10 protein-coding genes are annotated in these 14,524 nt (G+C 71.3%); 2 read left to right on the forward strand and 8 right to left on the reverse strand.

All coding sequences use genetic code 11. The features are described 5' to 3' along the window. Positions 1–136 precede the first annotated feature (136 nt). The 8 genes from holA to leuS form a co-directional block, all read right to left on the reverse strand. The gene (gene holA, locus AAFF41_RS17665; RefSeq protein ID WP_179858166.1) at positions 137–1,123 is read right to left on the reverse strand and encodes a DNA polymerase III subunit delta; all 987 of its coding nucleotides are present in this window, start codon (positions 1,121–1,123) and stop codon (positions 137–139) included. A gap of 73 nt (positions 1,124–1,196) precedes the next feature. Next, entirely contained in the window at positions 1,197–1,442 is a 246-nt protein-coding gene (locus tag AAFF41_RS17670) for a hypothetical protein (protein ID WP_319744211.1), read from the reverse strand. A 63-nt stretch (positions 1,443–1,505) separates the two neighbouring features. Next, complete coding sequence (locus AAFF41_RS17675) at positions 1,506–2,333, reverse strand: arylamine N-acetyltransferase family protein (protein WP_319744213.1); 828 nt, start codon at positions 2,331–2,333, stop codon at positions 1,506–1,508. Between the two features lie 4 nt (positions 2,334–2,337). Further along, the gene (locus AAFF41_RS17680; protein WP_319744215.1) at positions 2,338–4,851 is read right to left on the reverse strand and encodes a ComEC/Rec2 family competence protein; all 2,514 of its coding nucleotides are present in this window, start codon (positions 4,849–4,851) and stop codon (positions 2,338–2,340) included. A 152-nt stretch (positions 4,852–5,003) separates the two neighbouring features. Further along, positions 5,004–6,251, reverse strand: coding sequence for a ComEA family DNA-binding protein (locus AAFF41_RS17685; protein WP_343324203.1), 1,248 nt, complete (start codon positions 6,249–6,251; stop codon positions 5,004–5,006). Between the two features lie 190 nt (positions 6,252–6,441). Continuing rightward, a complete protein-coding gene (locus AAFF41_RS17690; RefSeq protein ID WP_319744219.1) occupies positions 6,442–7,287 on the reverse strand; it encodes a DegV family protein in 846 nt (281 codons plus the stop codon). 69 nt (positions 7,288–7,356) lie between these two features. Further along, complete coding sequence (locus AAFF41_RS17695; RefSeq protein ID WP_319744546.1) at positions 7,357–8,088, reverse strand: hypothetical protein; 732 nt, start codon at positions 8,086–8,088, stop codon at positions 7,357–7,359. 156 nt (positions 8,089–8,244) lie between these two features. Continuing rightward, on the reverse strand, positions 8,245–11,133 hold the full coding sequence (gene leuS / locus AAFF41_RS17700) for a leucine--tRNA ligase (RefSeq protein ID WP_319744221.1): 2,889 nt from the start codon (positions 11,131–11,133) through the stop codon (positions 8,245–8,247). 417 nt (positions 11,134–11,550) lie between these two features. On the opposite strand from leuS, the gene AAFF41_RS17705 reads away from it, so the two are divergent. Further along, positions 11,551–12,867, forward strand: a complete 1,317-nt coding sequence (locus AAFF41_RS17705) for a cytochrome b/b6 domain-containing protein (RefSeq protein ID WP_319744223.1) — start codon at positions 11,551–11,553, stop codon at positions 12,865–12,867. Further along, positions 12,864–14,483 (forward strand): NADH-ubiquinone oxidoreductase-F iron-sulfur binding region domain-containing protein, encoded by a 1,620-nt coding sequence (locus tag AAFF41_RS17710; RefSeq protein ID WP_319744225.1) that lies wholly within the window; start codon positions 12,864–12,866, stop codon positions 14,481–14,483. Before AAFF41_RS17705 ends, AAFF41_RS17710 begins: the two co-directional genes overlap by 4 nt. Positions 14,484–14,524 lie beyond the last annotated feature (41 nt).

Genomic DNA, 14,524 nt, shown 5'->3' on the forward strand with positions numbered 1-14,524 from the left:
ACGAACCCCACCCGGGGTCCAGAGCGAAGCCCTCAGGTACGGGGTGATGGGGGTCCCCCTGCTCGAGCGAAGCCGAGAGCTTGGGGGAGGGTAGGGGCGGCGGGGGCGAAGACCCCAGGCTCAGCCCAGCCGGACGCTAACCCCGCCGAGACCGAGCCGCCCGAGCAATCGCCACGACCGCCTTCTCCAGCGCGTACTCGGGATCATCTCCCCCGCCCTTGACCCCGGCATCGGCATCGGCGACCGCCCGCAGGGCAACCGCCACCCCGTCCGGCGTCCACCCCCGCATCTGCTGCCGCACCCGATCGATCTTCCACGGCGGCATCCCCAGCTCACGGGCAAGATCGGCCGGCCGGCCGCCCCGCGCGGAGGACAGCTTCCCGATCGCCCGCACCCCCTGAGCCAACGCACTGGTGATCAAGACGGGCGCGACCCCGGTCGACAAAGACCACCGCAACGCCTCCAACGCCTCCGCGGCCCGCCCCTCCACGGCCCGGTCGGCCACGGTGAAGCTCGACGCCTCGGCCCGCCCTGTGTAGTACCGCCCGACAATGGCCTCGTCGATCGTCCCCTCGACATCCGCGGTCAGCTGCGACACCGCGGACGCCAGCTCCCGCAGATCACTCCCGATCGAATCGACCAGCGCCTGGCACGCCTCGGGCGTGGCCGATCTCCCGAGCGCCCGGAACTCGCTCCGCACGAACGCCAGCCGGTCCGCGGGCTTCGTCATCTTGGGGCACGCCACCTCCCGCGCCCCCACCTTGCGCGCGGCGTCGAGGAGCCCCTTGCCCTTGGCCCCACCGGCGTGCAGCAGCACGAGGGTGATCTCCTCGGCCGGCGCGTCCAGGTACGCCTTCACGTCCTTGACCGTGTCGGCCGACAGATCCTGCGCATTGCGCACGACCACGACCTTGCGCTCGGAGAAGAGCGAGGGACTCGTCAGCTCGGCCAGCGTGCCGGGCTGCAGCTGGTCCGGAGTGAGGTCCCGTACGTCCGTGTCGGCGTCGGCGGCCCTGGCGGCGGCCACCACCTCCTGCACCGCACGGTCGAGCAGGAGGTCCTCCTGGCCCACGGCAAGTGTGACGGGGGCGAGAGGGTCGTCTTGAGCGGTCTTCTTGGCCATCACCGAAAGCATCCCACGCGCCACTGACAACGCGCCCCGCACGGGAACCCGCACGCGCAGCCCCGGCGGAGCCCTACGGCTCCTCGCGCCAGCCGTCCCACTCCCCCGCGAACTCGTCCAGCTCCTTCGCATCGAGCCGCTCCCCGGGATCCGTCAGGACCAGTAGCCACTGCGCGTCCTCGGCATCGTCCTCACCGGCCAGCGCGTCCCTGACGAGCTGCGGCTCCTCGTCGAGCCCGAACCGGTCACCGATCACCTCCGCCGCCTCTTCCGCGGCATCGCGGTCGGGCAGCACCAGCACATGTCTCACATCGCTCACGAGAACATTTTCCGCCAGGCCGGACACGACCGACGCCGGGGTCGTCGCTTCTGAACGCTGGAATCAGACCTGCCGCACTTCCGGCACCCGGTCCAGCTCGATCCCGAAGCGCTCCCGGTAGAGCGCCAGCACCTCCTCGTCCGTTGCCAGTTCCGACACCTCCTTCGTCCCGTCCGGCGCCGTCGCCGTCAGGTTCCGACCGCTGAGCGTGATCCGCCCTCCGTCCTCCGTCACCCGCGAACAGACCAGCGACCGCGTGAAATGCGACTTCGGCGAAGTGCTGTGCCACCAGGCCCCGGCGGCGAAGTCCCCCAGCACCCGCGGTCGCACCTCCAGGCGGTACTGCGGGTTGCCGTCCCGGATGACGTCCAGGTCCTCGGCCTCCCGCCGTCCGCCGACGCCCCGCACTCCCGCCGCGTCCGGTCCCGCCTCGAGCACCCTGAACGTGCCGCCCGGGTCCACCTGTTCGGTCCGCGCCCCGAAGGCCAGCGGATAGTGACTGTGCGCCCCGAACCCGACGTCCGCCAGCCAGTCGCCCCCGTCCACCGTCCGCACCCGCAGCGCGAGATGGTCGTACGGGATACCGAGCCGCCCCTCCTCCCCGTACGCCCGCCCCGCGAGCAGCGTGACGTCGAAGCCCAGCGCCCCGAGCAACGCCCCGAACGCCCCGTTCAGTTCGTAGCAGAAGCCACCCCTGCGCCCGCCCACCACCTTGTCCAGCAGTCGCTTCTCCTCCAGCACGATCTCCTCACCCAGATGGATCGACAGGTTCTCGAACGGCACCGCCTTCAGATGACGCAGGTGCAGGTCGCGCAGCACACCTGAAGTGGGCCACGCGGGGTGATGGGCGCCGATCCGGCGGAGGTAGGCATCGGCCTGTGCGGAATTCATGCCCTCAGTCTCTCGCCACGCTCAGCCCTCCGCCCGCACCGACGACGGCCAGCGCCCCGTCCTTGTCCGTCCGCAGCACCACGGCACCCCCGGCACGCAGCGCCGCGACCGTGCTGGGCGCGGGATGCCCGTACGGGTTGTCCCTGCCGCACGAGATCAGGGCCAGTCGCGGGGCCACCCTCCGTATGAGCTCCGGGTTCTGGTAGGCCGAGCCGTGATGGGCGACCTTGAGCACGTCCACGGCCGTCAGCTCCCCGGCCGCCGGTGATCGCAGCAGCGCCTGCTGCGCCGGCGGTTCGAGGTCGCCGAGCAACAGCAGCCGCAGCCCCGCCGACCGTACGACGAGGGCGACGCTGGCGTCGTTCGGCCCGTCCGGGGTGGGCGCCGGGCTCGGTGGCGGCCACAGCACCTGCCAGTCGAGACTGCCGATGCGCCGCCGTTCACCCGCCACGGCCGACGTCACCGAGATATGGCGAGCGGCCGCCTCCCTCCGTACGAACTCGGCCTGATCGGGCGGCTCCGCGAAGCCCGTCGTCTCGATCGCCCCCACCGCACGCCCGCGCAGCACCCCCGGCAGCCCCGCCACATGGTCGGCGTGGAAATGCGTCAGCACGACGAGCGGGATCCGGGTGATGCCGAGCGTGGTCAGACAGTGGTCGACCAGCGCTGGCTCGGGGCCCGCGTCCACCACCACCGCGGTGCCGTCGCCCGCCGCGAGCACCGTCGCGTCGCCCTGCCCCACGTCGCACATCGCGAACCGCCAGCCGGGCGGCGGCCATCCCGTGATCACCCTGGTGAGCGGCGCCGGCTGCACCACGACCAGCAGGAACACCACGACACAGGCACCGCTCAGCCAAGGGTGCTTCAGGAGCCGTCGCCCGGCGAACACGACGACCGCCGTGACCAGGGCGAGCAGCAGCGCCCCCGGCCAGCTCGCGGGCCAGTCCACTCCCCCGCCGGGCAGCGCGACTCCGGTCCGCGCGATGTCGGCGATCCACCGGGCCGGCCAACTCGCGCACCATGCGAGCCCCTTGGCCACGGGCAGCACCACCGGTGCCGTCGCCAGCGTCGCGAACCCCAGCACCGTGGCCGGCGCCACAGCGAACTCCGCGAGCAGGTTGCACGGCACCGCCACCAGGCTCACCCGGGCCGACAGAACCGCGACGACCGGCGCGCACAGGGCCTGTGCGGCGCCCGCGGCGGCCAGTGCCTCGGCCAGGCGCGGCGGCATCCGGCGTCTCTGGAGCGCCGCGCTCCACCGCGGGGCGAGCGTGAGCAGGGCGCCGGTCGCCAGCACGGAGAGCAGGAAGCCGTAACTCCGTGACAGCCACGGGTCGTACAGCACCAGCAGCAGTACCGCCGTGGCCAGGGCGGGGATCAACGATCTGCGGCGGCCGGTCGCGAGGGCGAGCAGCGCGATCGATCCGCAGGCCGCGGCCCGCAGCACGCTCGGGTCCGGCCGGCACACGATCACGAAGCCGAGCGTGACCGCGCCACCGAGCAGGGCGGTGGCCCTCAGCGGGATACCGAGCCTCGGTGCGAGGCCACGCCGCTCGGCGCGCGGGGCGAGACCCGGTGGTCCGACGAACAGGGCGAGCAAGATCGTGAAGTTGCCGCCGCTGACCGCCAACAAATGTGTGAGATCCGTCGCCTTGAACGCCTCGTCCAGCTCCGGTGTGACCCGTGAGGTGTCCCCCACGACCAGCCCCGGCAGCAGCGCCCGCGCGTCCGCCTCCAGCCCGTCGGTCGCCTGCCGCAGGCCCTCGCGCAACCGGCCGGCGAACCGCTGCGGCCCGGACGGCTGCCCCACCACCTCCGGCTGCCCGCTTCCCCGCACGCGCAGCACGGCCGCGATCCGGTCCCCGCCCGACAGCGCGGGGGCGAGCCGCGCGGCCACCCGCAACCGTGTGGACGGCAGCAGTGACAGCCAGGGCGAGCGCCCGCCGGGCAGCCGCGGCGAGCCTCTCGGCGACCTCGCGTCGACGATCACCAGCACCGGCGTACGCGTCACCACCACGGCCCCGTCTCCGCCCGCCCGCGTCACTCGCCGGACCTCCGCGTCGAGCAGCACAGCCGTGGGAGCCGCGTGATCCCCCTTGATCCGAGGCCGGGTGAGCCGTGGATCGGAGGTGATCTCCACCTCGGCGGTCACATGGGCGTACTGCCGTGCCAGGGCCGGGATCGGGCCGCGGCGCGCATCCGCCCCGTGCAGCCCCGCGGAGGCGGCGGCCGCCGCGACACAGAGCAGCGAGGCAGCGACGGAGACCCGCGGCCACGCACGGGATGGTCGTGCGCCGTACTCCCTCACCCTGCGCGCCTTGGCCCGCCCCCACGCCAACAACGCACCGGCCAGGCCCAGACAGCCCACCACCACGGCCGTGACCCGTCCGGGCGGTGCGTCCACCGTCAACGCCGCCGTCACCCAGACCGCGAGCGCGGGCGGCACGAGCCGCAGATCCGTCGGCCCTTCCTCGCGCGGGTGGGCGGTACCGAGCCGCTTTCCCGAGGCGGCGTGCACGGCTCGGCGGCTGCGGGAGTGCCGGGTGCTCCCCGGCGCATCCGCCGGTGGTGAGGTCGTGTGGGGTGGAGGAGGTGAAGGAGGTGAAGGGAGCGGAGGGGGCACAGGGGGCGACGAGGTCGCGGACGCCGCCGAGGGCCCGGCCGGCCCGCTCACGGCCGTACGAGTTTCTGCAGATCGGAGAACCGGCGGTCGCCGATGCCATTGACCTCGCGGAGCTCGTCGACCGAACGGAAGCCGCCATGCTGGGTGCGGTAGTCGATGATGTGTCGCGCGAGAACGGGGCCGACGCCCGGCAGGGTGTCGAGCTGGTCCACGGTGGCCGTGTTGAGGGAGACGGGACCCGAAGGAGCCGCTCCCGAAACGGATCCGCCGATCCCCGTGGCACTGGAGCCGCCACCCGTGGCCGGTCCGGTCACGCCGACGGGGACGCCCACCAGAACCTGTTCGCCGTCCATCAGGAGGCGGGCTCGGTTGAGCCCCTCGGTGTTCGCACCCGGTCGCACCCCACCCGCGGCCCGTAGCGCGTCCTCGACCCGCGACCCGGCCGGCAGTCGTTGCAGCCCGGGACTGCGCACCTTGCCGCTGACGTCCACCACGATCGCGGTCCCGGTCGAAGCGGCCGAACCGGTCGAACCAGCCGGGCTCGGCGGCGCCCCGCCCGCGCCTCCCGACTCCGCCGGCTTCCGCTCCGCCGCGCCGCTCTGCCCTCCGTACGGCGCCACTGCCCGCACCACCTCAGGGGCCCGCACCGACTGCGTCCGGCCACCCCAGAACTGCTGCACGGCGAAGACCACGGCGACAACGAGCAGCACACCGAGTGCGGCCACACTCCTGCGCTCCAGACCACACCTCGACTGCAGCCACAGCGGCATCCGCTCCCGCACGGCAAGCCCGGCCCGCTCTCGCCATGCCGCCGTGGCCCCGGGGGCGGGAGCGCCATGCTCGGCATGGTCGCCCGCACTCGCACGCGCACCTGGGCTTCGGCTCGGTTCGTCATGGTCCAGGACCCCGGTGGGCGAAGAGCCGCCACTTCCCCGAACTACGGCGACCCCGACCCCCGCCGAGGTGCTCCCCCTTGGGCCTCCCACATCCCGGTCCACGCCCGGCGGCCCGTCCCCCAACTCCCCTCGCGTGCCGGGCCTTTCGGAGAAGAGTGCCTGTGCACGCAGACGGAGCGCCTCGGCCGAGGCATCGCGGCGTCGGGCGCGGGCGCCTGTATCCGTACCCGTGCCCGTGCCTGTACCTGTACCTGTACCCGTACCGGCGTTTGTGCCTACACCTGCGTCTGCGCGGCTTGGCGAGCGATGGCGGCGATGGCGGGTGCGGCCGTCGGAGACGGGGCCGCGGCCCGGGCCGCTGGTCGGTGTGGCGGTGCGTGAGCGTGATCGAAGTGCCATGCGTCGAGGATCGGGCAACTCGCGACCCTCGCGATGATCTTGCTCAAATTCCGGGAAAACTACCCAGTTGTGGATAACTCCGTCACTCACACGAGTCACACCAGGCCCAGCAGGCACGGTGGACACAGCACACGCAGCCGTCCCACCAGACACAGGCGCCCCCACCCCGCCCCCACCGGATTCCTCAGCCTCATCGAGGCGAGACGACCGCTCCCAGCAGCCCGGGGCCCGTGTGCGCCCCGATCACCGCACCGACCTCGCTCACATGCAGATCGACCACGCCCGGCACCCGCGCCCGCAACCGGTCCGCGAGTGCGGACGCCCGCTCGGGGGCGGCGAGATGGTGGACGGCGATGTCGACCTGGGCACTGCCCGCGCGTTCGGCCACGATCTCCTCGAGCCGGGCGATCGCCTTGGACGCCGTCCGTACCTTCTCCAGAGGTTCGATCCGGCCCCCGTCGAGCTGGAGCAGCGGCTTCACCGCGAGCGCGGAGCCCAACAGCGCCTGCGCGGCGCCGATCCGGCCGCCACGGCGCAGATAGTCGAGTGTGTCGACGTAGAAGTACGCGTAGGTGCCGGCGGCCCGCTTCTCCGCGGCCGTGACCGCCTCGTCGGCGGTGCCCCCCGCCTCCGCGGACTCGGCCGCGGCCAGTGCGCAGAACCCGAGGGCCATCGCGATCATCCCGGTGTCCACCACCCGCACGGGGACCGGGGCCTCACGGGCCGCGATGACGGCGGCGTCGTAGGTACCGGAGAGCTCGGCGGACAGATGGAGCGAGACGATGTCGGTCGCGCCCGACTCGGCGACCCTGCGGTAGGCCGCGGCGAAGTCCTCGGGGCTGGGCCGGGACGTGGTGACGGGGCGCCGCTTCTGGAGTGCCTGTGCCAGGGAGCGGGCCGAGATCTCGGTGCCCTCTTCGAGCGCCTGATCACCGAGAACCACGGTCAGGGGCACCGCGGTGATGCCGTGGCGCTCCATCGTCCGGGGCGGCAGGTAGGCCGTGGAATCGGTGACGATCGCGACATGGCGGGACATGAGCTGGAGGTTACCTGCCGGGGAGCGCGGACGGCAGCCCGGCCCCTTTCACCTGCGGTCCAGGTCAGGTCAAGTCGTGCTCTCGGGACGGGGTTTCTTCTGCCAGGGGTAGGTGGGCCGCTGTACCGGCGGGGTGATCGCGGAGGGCGGCGGCTCGTCGGCCGGGCGGGATTGCGGAGGCTCCGGCCAGGTCTGGCCGCTGGAAGTGGCCATGTCCGGTACCGGTGCCTCGGGCCAGGAGGCAGTGGGTCCCGGCTCGGTCGTCCAGTGCCGCAGGGCGCCCGCCTCCACGTCGATCTGCTCACTCAGCGAATCCAGGTCGTCGGCGGCGAACCGGCGGGCCCGGTCGCGCGCGGCCCAGCGCAGTGAGTCCGCGGACTGCGTGATCCGTTCGGTGCGCTCGCGCAGCTCGGGCAGCCGCGTGGAGAGCGTCCTCTTGTCCGGTTCGCTCTCCAGGCGCCTCAGCTCGTCGTCCAGCTCGCGCCCGTGCACACTGAGCCGCTCGAACAGCCCCAGGGACTCCTTCAGGGACTCGTCCTCGACCACGCCCGAGTGCAGCGCGTCCTGCGTGGCCCGCATCGAGGTGCGCAGCGTCAATCTCAGCTGGGCGATCTCCCCCGCCGGGCCCGGCTGAGTGATGGTCTTGGCACGCAGGGTGGTGTCCTCGACCGTGCGGCGGGCCTGGGAGATCGTGCGGTCCACACCGCGCTTGGCGGCGCCGATCACCTTCACGGTGGCGTATGCGCCCAGCACCACGAACAGCAGGAAGAGCAGGGCGATCACTGTGATCACGGCTTCCACCACGCTCCTCCTCCTCGGACGGTCGCGGCAGCCGCCGCGTCGCTCTTCAACGGTAAACGCAACGGGCAGGTCCGGAGTTCCAGAAGAACCCCGAACCTGCCCGTAGGGGACTACCCCTAGTCAAGCCACCCATCCGTGCCGGACCGGGGCAATCGACTACGCCGTGACGATGTTCACCAGCTTCGGCGCCCGGACGATCACCTTGCGGATGCCCGCGCCGTCCAGCGCGGCGACGACCTTCTCGTCGGCCAGCGCGATCTTCTCCAGGTCCGCGTCGGAGATCGACGGGGAGACCTCCAGGCGGGCCTTGACCTTGCCCTTGATCTGCACGACGCAGGTCACCGCCTCGTCCACGACGTACGCCGGGTCGGCGACCGGGAAGTCCTGGTGGACGACCGAGTCGGTGTGGCCCAGCTTGCGCCACAGCTCCTCGGCGATGTGCGGGGCCAGCGGCGCGACCAGCAGCACCAGGGACTCGGCGACCGTGCGCGCCACGGGGCCGCCGACCTTGGTCAGGTGGTTGTTCAGCTCGGTGACCTTGGCGATGGCGGTGTTGAAGCGCAGGCCCTCCAGGTCCTGGCGCACGCCGTCGATCGCCTTGTGCAGCGCCCGCAGGGTGTCCTCGTCGGCCGGGGTGTCGACGACCGTGACCTCGCCCGTGGTCTCGTCGACGACGTTGCGCCACAGCCGCTGCAGCAGCCGGTACTGGCCCACCACCGCGCGCGTGTCCCACGGCCGCGACACGTCCAGTGGACCCATCGCCATCTCGTACAGGCGCAGGGTGTCCGCGCCGTACTCGGCGCAGATCTCGTCCGGAGTGACCGCGTTCTTCAGGGACTTGCCCATCTTGCCCAGCAGTCGGGAGACCTTCTCGCCCTGGTAGTAGTACGCGCCGTCGCGCTCCTCCACCTCGGCGGCCGGCACCGCGATGCCACGGCTGTCGCGGTACACGAAGGCCTGGATCATGCCCTGGTTGAACAGCTTGTGGAACGGCTCGACCGAGGAGACATACCCCAGGTCGTACAGCACCTTCGACCAGAAACGCGCGTACAGCAGGTGCAGCACGGCGTGCTCGGCGCCGCCGACGTACAGGTCGACGCCACCGTGCGGCTGGCCCTCGCGCGGACCCATCCAGTACTGCTCGATGGCCGGGTCGACCAGCTTCTGGTCGTTGTGCGGGTCCAGGTAGCGCAGCTCGTACCAGCAGGAACCGGCCCAGTTGGGCATGGTGTTGGTCTCGCGGCGGTACTTCTGCGGGCCGCGGCCGTCACCCAGGTCCAGGGTGACGTTGACCCAGTCCTCGTTGCGGGACAGCGGCGTCTCGGGAGAGGTGTTCGCGTCGTCCGGGTCGAAGGTGCGCGGCGAGTAGTCCTCGACCTCCGGCAGCTCCAGGGGCAGCATCGACTCGGGCAGCGCGTGCGCGACGCCGTCCTCGTCGTAGACGATCGGGAAGGGCTCGCCCCAGTAGCGCTGGCGGCTGAACAGCCAGTCGCGCAGACGGAAGTTGACGGTGCCCTCACCGATGCCCTTGCGTGCCAGCCACTCGGTGATGCGCTCCTTCGCCTCGGCCACCGCCAGGCCGTCCAGCGAGATGTCGTCGTTCGAGGAGTTGATGATCTTCGCGTCGTACGACCCGAAGGCGTTCTCCCACGTCGACGTGTCGGTGCCGCGGCCGTCGACCGGCTCGACGATGCAGCGGATCGGCAGCTCGAAGGCGCGCGCGAACTCGAAGTCGCGCTGGTCACCGGCGGGGACGGCCATGATCGCGCCGGTGCCGTAGCCCATCAGGACGTAGTCGGCGATGAAGACCGGGACCTGCTCGCCGTTGACCGGGTTGGTCGCGTAGGCGCCGGTGAAGACACCGGTCTTGTCCTTGGCCTCGGCCTGCCGTTCGACGTCGGACTTCGAGGCGGCCTGCACCCGGTAGGCGGCGACGGCCTCGGCGGGCGTGGCGTGACCGCCGGTCCACACCTCGTGGCTGCCCTCGGGCCAGGCTTCGGGGACGAACTTGTCGACCAGCGGGTGCTCGGGCGCCAGCACCATGTAGGTGGCGCCGAACAGGGTGTCCGGGCGTGTGGTGAAGACCGTGATGGCTTCACCGTCAATCGGGAAGTCGACGCGGGCACCCTCGGAGCGGCCGATCCAGTTGCGCTGCTGCAGCTTGATCGCCTCGGGCCAGTCCAGCGCCTCCAGGTCGTCCAGCAGCCGGTCGGCGTACGCCGTGATGCGCATGTTCCACTGGCGCAGCTTGGCCTTGAAGACGGGGAAGTTCCCGCGCTCGGAGCGGCCGTCGGCGGTGACCTCCTCGTTGGCCAGCACCGTGCCCAGACCCGGGGACCAGTTGACGGGCGCGTCGGAGGCGTACGCCAGCCGGTACTCGCTCAGGATGTCGGCGCGCTCGGTGGCGGTCAGCTCGTTCCACGCGCGTGTGGCGCCGTCAACGCTCGGTACGGCGCGCTCGCCGCTCTCGAACTGGGCGATCAGCACGGAGATCGGACGGGCCTTGTCCGCCTCGTCGTCGTACCAGGAGTTGAAGATCTGCAGGAAGATCCACTGGGTCCACTTGTAGTACTCCGGGTCGATCGTGGCGAACGACCGGCGCTTGTCGTGGCCCAGGCCCAGCGCGCGCAGCTGGGCCTTCATGTTCTCGATGTTGGCCTCGGTGGACACGCGCGGGTGGGTGCCCGTCTGCACGGCGTACTGCTCGGCGGGCAGTCCGAAGGCGTCGAAGCCCAGGGTGTGCAGGACGTTGTGGCCCGTCATGCGCTGGAACCGGGCGAATACATCGGTGGCGATGTAGCCCAGCGGGTGGCCGACGTGCAGACCCGCTCCCGAGGGGTACGGGAACATGTCCATGATGAACTTCTTGGGCTTGGCGGCCAGCTCGGGGTCGCCCGCCAGGTCACCGCTGGGGTTCGGCGCCTCGTACGTGCCCTCGGCGTCCCAGAAGTCCTGCCAGCGTGCCTCGATCTCAGCGGCCATCGCGGCCGTGTAGCGGTGCGGCGCTGCCACCTCGGAGGCGGCAGCGGGGTTCGTCTCGCTCATGATCCTCAAAGCTCCATCGATCGTCTCTGCCGGCGGCTTAGAAATGAAAAATCCCCTCGCACAGGAGGGGACGCCGCGCCGATGCCGACCACGGGTCGTCAGTGGTCGGGACTGATCAGCGCGGCTCGCTAAGCAGAAGGCGTACGGCACGCATGGCGTCAGGGTACCGCAGCCCCCGCGCGCGCCGCGACGAGCTTGGGACGGGGTCGGACACGCCGTGCCGCTCGTCACAATCACGCCAAAAAAACTGAACAATATTCAAATATTACTTCGCGTAAGGGGACGCTACGGGACAACACAAGGACCTGGTCGCACTTTGATAACAACGCAATAACTCAAACCTCGTACCCATCGGTATGGCTCGACTTAGAGTTCGGCTTCGGGACCGCTTCCCCGAACCGTTGGGAGTAACCCCCTATGAACCCTCGTCGCAGTGGCAGCACGCTTCCCCGACCGGGCCGCTCGGCCTACGGGGTGGCGACGGCTGCCGTCCTGCTGCTCATACCCGTGGTCGTGCTGACCGGAGGCAACCGAGTCCAGGACTTCCTCAACTTCGGTGCGGGCGTCCTGTCGCTCGTCTCCCTCACGTGTTCCGTCATCTGGGGCCTCATCGCCCAGGACCGGCTCATCCTCAACACGCGTCAGCGGATCGTGGCACAGGGCATCCACCGAGTGACGGCCGTCGGCTCGATCGCGTTCCTCCTGGTGCACATCACCATCAAACTGGCGCTGGACCACACCGTCCTGATCGCCGCGCTGATCCCCTTCAGCCTGGGTGTCAAGGGCAGCGCCGGACTCATCGGCCTCGGCTCCCTGGCCGGACTGCTCATGATCTTCGTAGGCATCACCGGCGCACTGCGCAACCAGTTCGCGGCCCCGGCACCGGTCGCGGCACGCTGGCGCGCGATGCACATGCTGGCGTATCCGGCCCTGTGCGCGGCGCTGATCCACGGTCTCTTCGCGGGACGGGCGGCAAAGCCGTTCTTCATGGTGTCGTACGAGCTGTGCCTGGTCGCGGTCGGCGGGGCCCTCGCCCTGCGTGCGGCTCCGCACCCCTTCAAGCGCAAGGTCGCCGACCGGATCCTGGCGATCCTCGGCGAGGGCGGCGGCGCCGGTGGCCGCATGGCCCGCGAGGACCTGACGGCATCCCGTGCCGCCCTCGCGGAGAACTCCCTGCCGGGCTTCGCCCCGCGCCCCGCGCAGCAGTCCTCGGGCGCCCCCTTCGTACCCCCGCAGCGCACGCCGTCCCCCGAGCAGTCGCTGTACCAGACCCCGGCCGACCCCGCCGCCACGGACGCCACGTCCGGTTTCGCGGCTGCCTACCGCGCCGTCTCGGGCACGCCCGGCGCGAACCCCGCAGGCGCGGCCCCGACCGAGCGCGTCCAGATGCCCATGAACATGCAGCCGACGGAGACGTTCCCCCGCGCCGACGCCGGTGGCAGCACGTCGGGCAGTTGGCCCATCCCCTCGCCGCCGCCGGTCGGTGAGGCGCCCCGCTCCGCGTACGACCCGCTCGCCGACACGGGATACAACATCCCCGTCTATGACAATTCGGCCACCGGTGGGTACGGCACGAGTGATGTGTACAACAACGGTGAGACGAACCCCGCCTTCGGTACGTACAACACCAACGACACGTACGACAGCGGTCCCACGACTGACGTACTGCCGGGCGCCTTCGACGCTCCTGGCTCCGGTGAACCATGGAACGCCCCTTCCGGAGGCTTTAAGTGAACGAGGCCCTGCCCGACGTCCCGGAGGTCCGCGTCGTCGGGCTTCCGCAGCTCACGTCGGGCTTCGACCTGGTTGAACGGCTCGATCTGCCCATGCACCTCAAGGTGCACGGGCCGCTCGAGCCGATGGGCGGTGAACAGCTCGCGGGCCTCGCCGAGGCGATCGGCCTGAAGGGCCGCGGCGGCGCGGGCTTCCCCTTCGCCAAGAAACTGCGCTCGGTCGCCGAGTCGGCCATCAGCAAGGGCATCCGACCCGTCGTGGTCGTCAATGGAAGTGAGGACGAACCCGCCTGCCGCAAGGACACGGTGCTCATCAACCGTGCCCCGCACCTCATCCTGGACGGCGCCCTGCTGGCCGCGGAGGCCATGGGTGCCCGCACCCTGGTCATCGGGGTGACCCGCGAGTCGACCCAGCGGTCCATGGAGGCCGCGCTGGCCGAGCGCGGCCTCAGCGACCGGCGCGGATCGCCGCTCCGCGCGCGCGTGCAACGCAATCCGGTGCGGATGGTGACCGGAGCGGCCGCTTCGCTCATCCGCTCCATCGACGGCGGCCCGGCCATCCCGCCGGGTCGCAAGATCAGCGCGTCGCAGAGCGGCGTCGGCGGCGCGCCCACCCTGCTGTCGAACGCCGAGACGTACGCGCAGCTGGCCATCGCCGCCCGTATCGGCCCCGACCGCTACCGCAACACCGGTCTGTACGACGAGCCCGGCACCGTCATGCTCACCATCTCCGGGGCGGTCGCCCGCCCCATGGTGATCGAGGTCCCCACCGGTGTGCCGCTGCGTTACGTGCTCCAGCTGGCCGGCGCCCCGCCGATGCCGCAGGGCGTGCTGACCGGCGGCTACCACGGCAAGTGGCTGGACGCGGCGACGGTCAACGAGGCGATCGTCTCGCGCAACTCCCTGGACGCGGTGGGCGGCGCGCTCGGCGCCGGCGCGATCCTCCCGATCACCCAGGAGACGTGCCCGCTGGGCGAGTCTCTCCGGGTGGCCCAGTGGCTGGCGGAGGAGAGCGCGGGACAGTGCGGTCCCTGCTACCTAGGCCTGCCCGCCGCGGCACGCGGCCTGGAGGACATCCTCAACGGCGGCGGACCGGCCGCCCTGGAGGCCGTGAAGCAGGTCGCCAAGGCCGTGAAAAGACGCGGCGCCTGCTCGCATCCCGACGGCTCGGCGATGTTCATCGAGTCGACCATCAAGGCGTTCACGGACGACCTGGCCGCTCACGTCCTCGGCAATGGCTGCGGAAGGCCCGTGGAGGGCGTTCTGCCGCTCTTCGAGGGCGGCCAGCTGCCCACCGGCATCCCCGGCGGCCAGGCGGTCGAGGAGGCCGGCCCCAGCCGCCAGAAGATCTTCGTCGACTGGACACTGTGCCGCGGTCACGGCCTGTGCGCGGACATCCTTCCCGAGGTCTTCGAACTGGGCGCCGACGGCTTCCCCACCGTCGCACAGGCCCAGGTGCCCCGGTACGCGGAGGCGAAGGCGCTGCGGGCCGTACGCCGCTGCCCGGCGCTCGCCCTGCGCATCGAGGAGGACAGCCGCTCCTCCGCCCCGGCCCGCAACAACCTTCCGGTCCTCTCCCAGCGCCGTGGTCGTCGGGCGCTCGGCAGCGGCCGCTGAACACGACGAAGGCGGGTCACCCTGACCGGGTGACCCGCCTT

Origin of the sequence: Streptomyces mirabilis, assembly GCF_039503195.1 — a bacterium.
Lineage (GTDB): Bacteria > Actinomycetota > Actinomycetes > Streptomycetales > Streptomycetaceae > Streptomyces > Streptomyces mirabilis_D.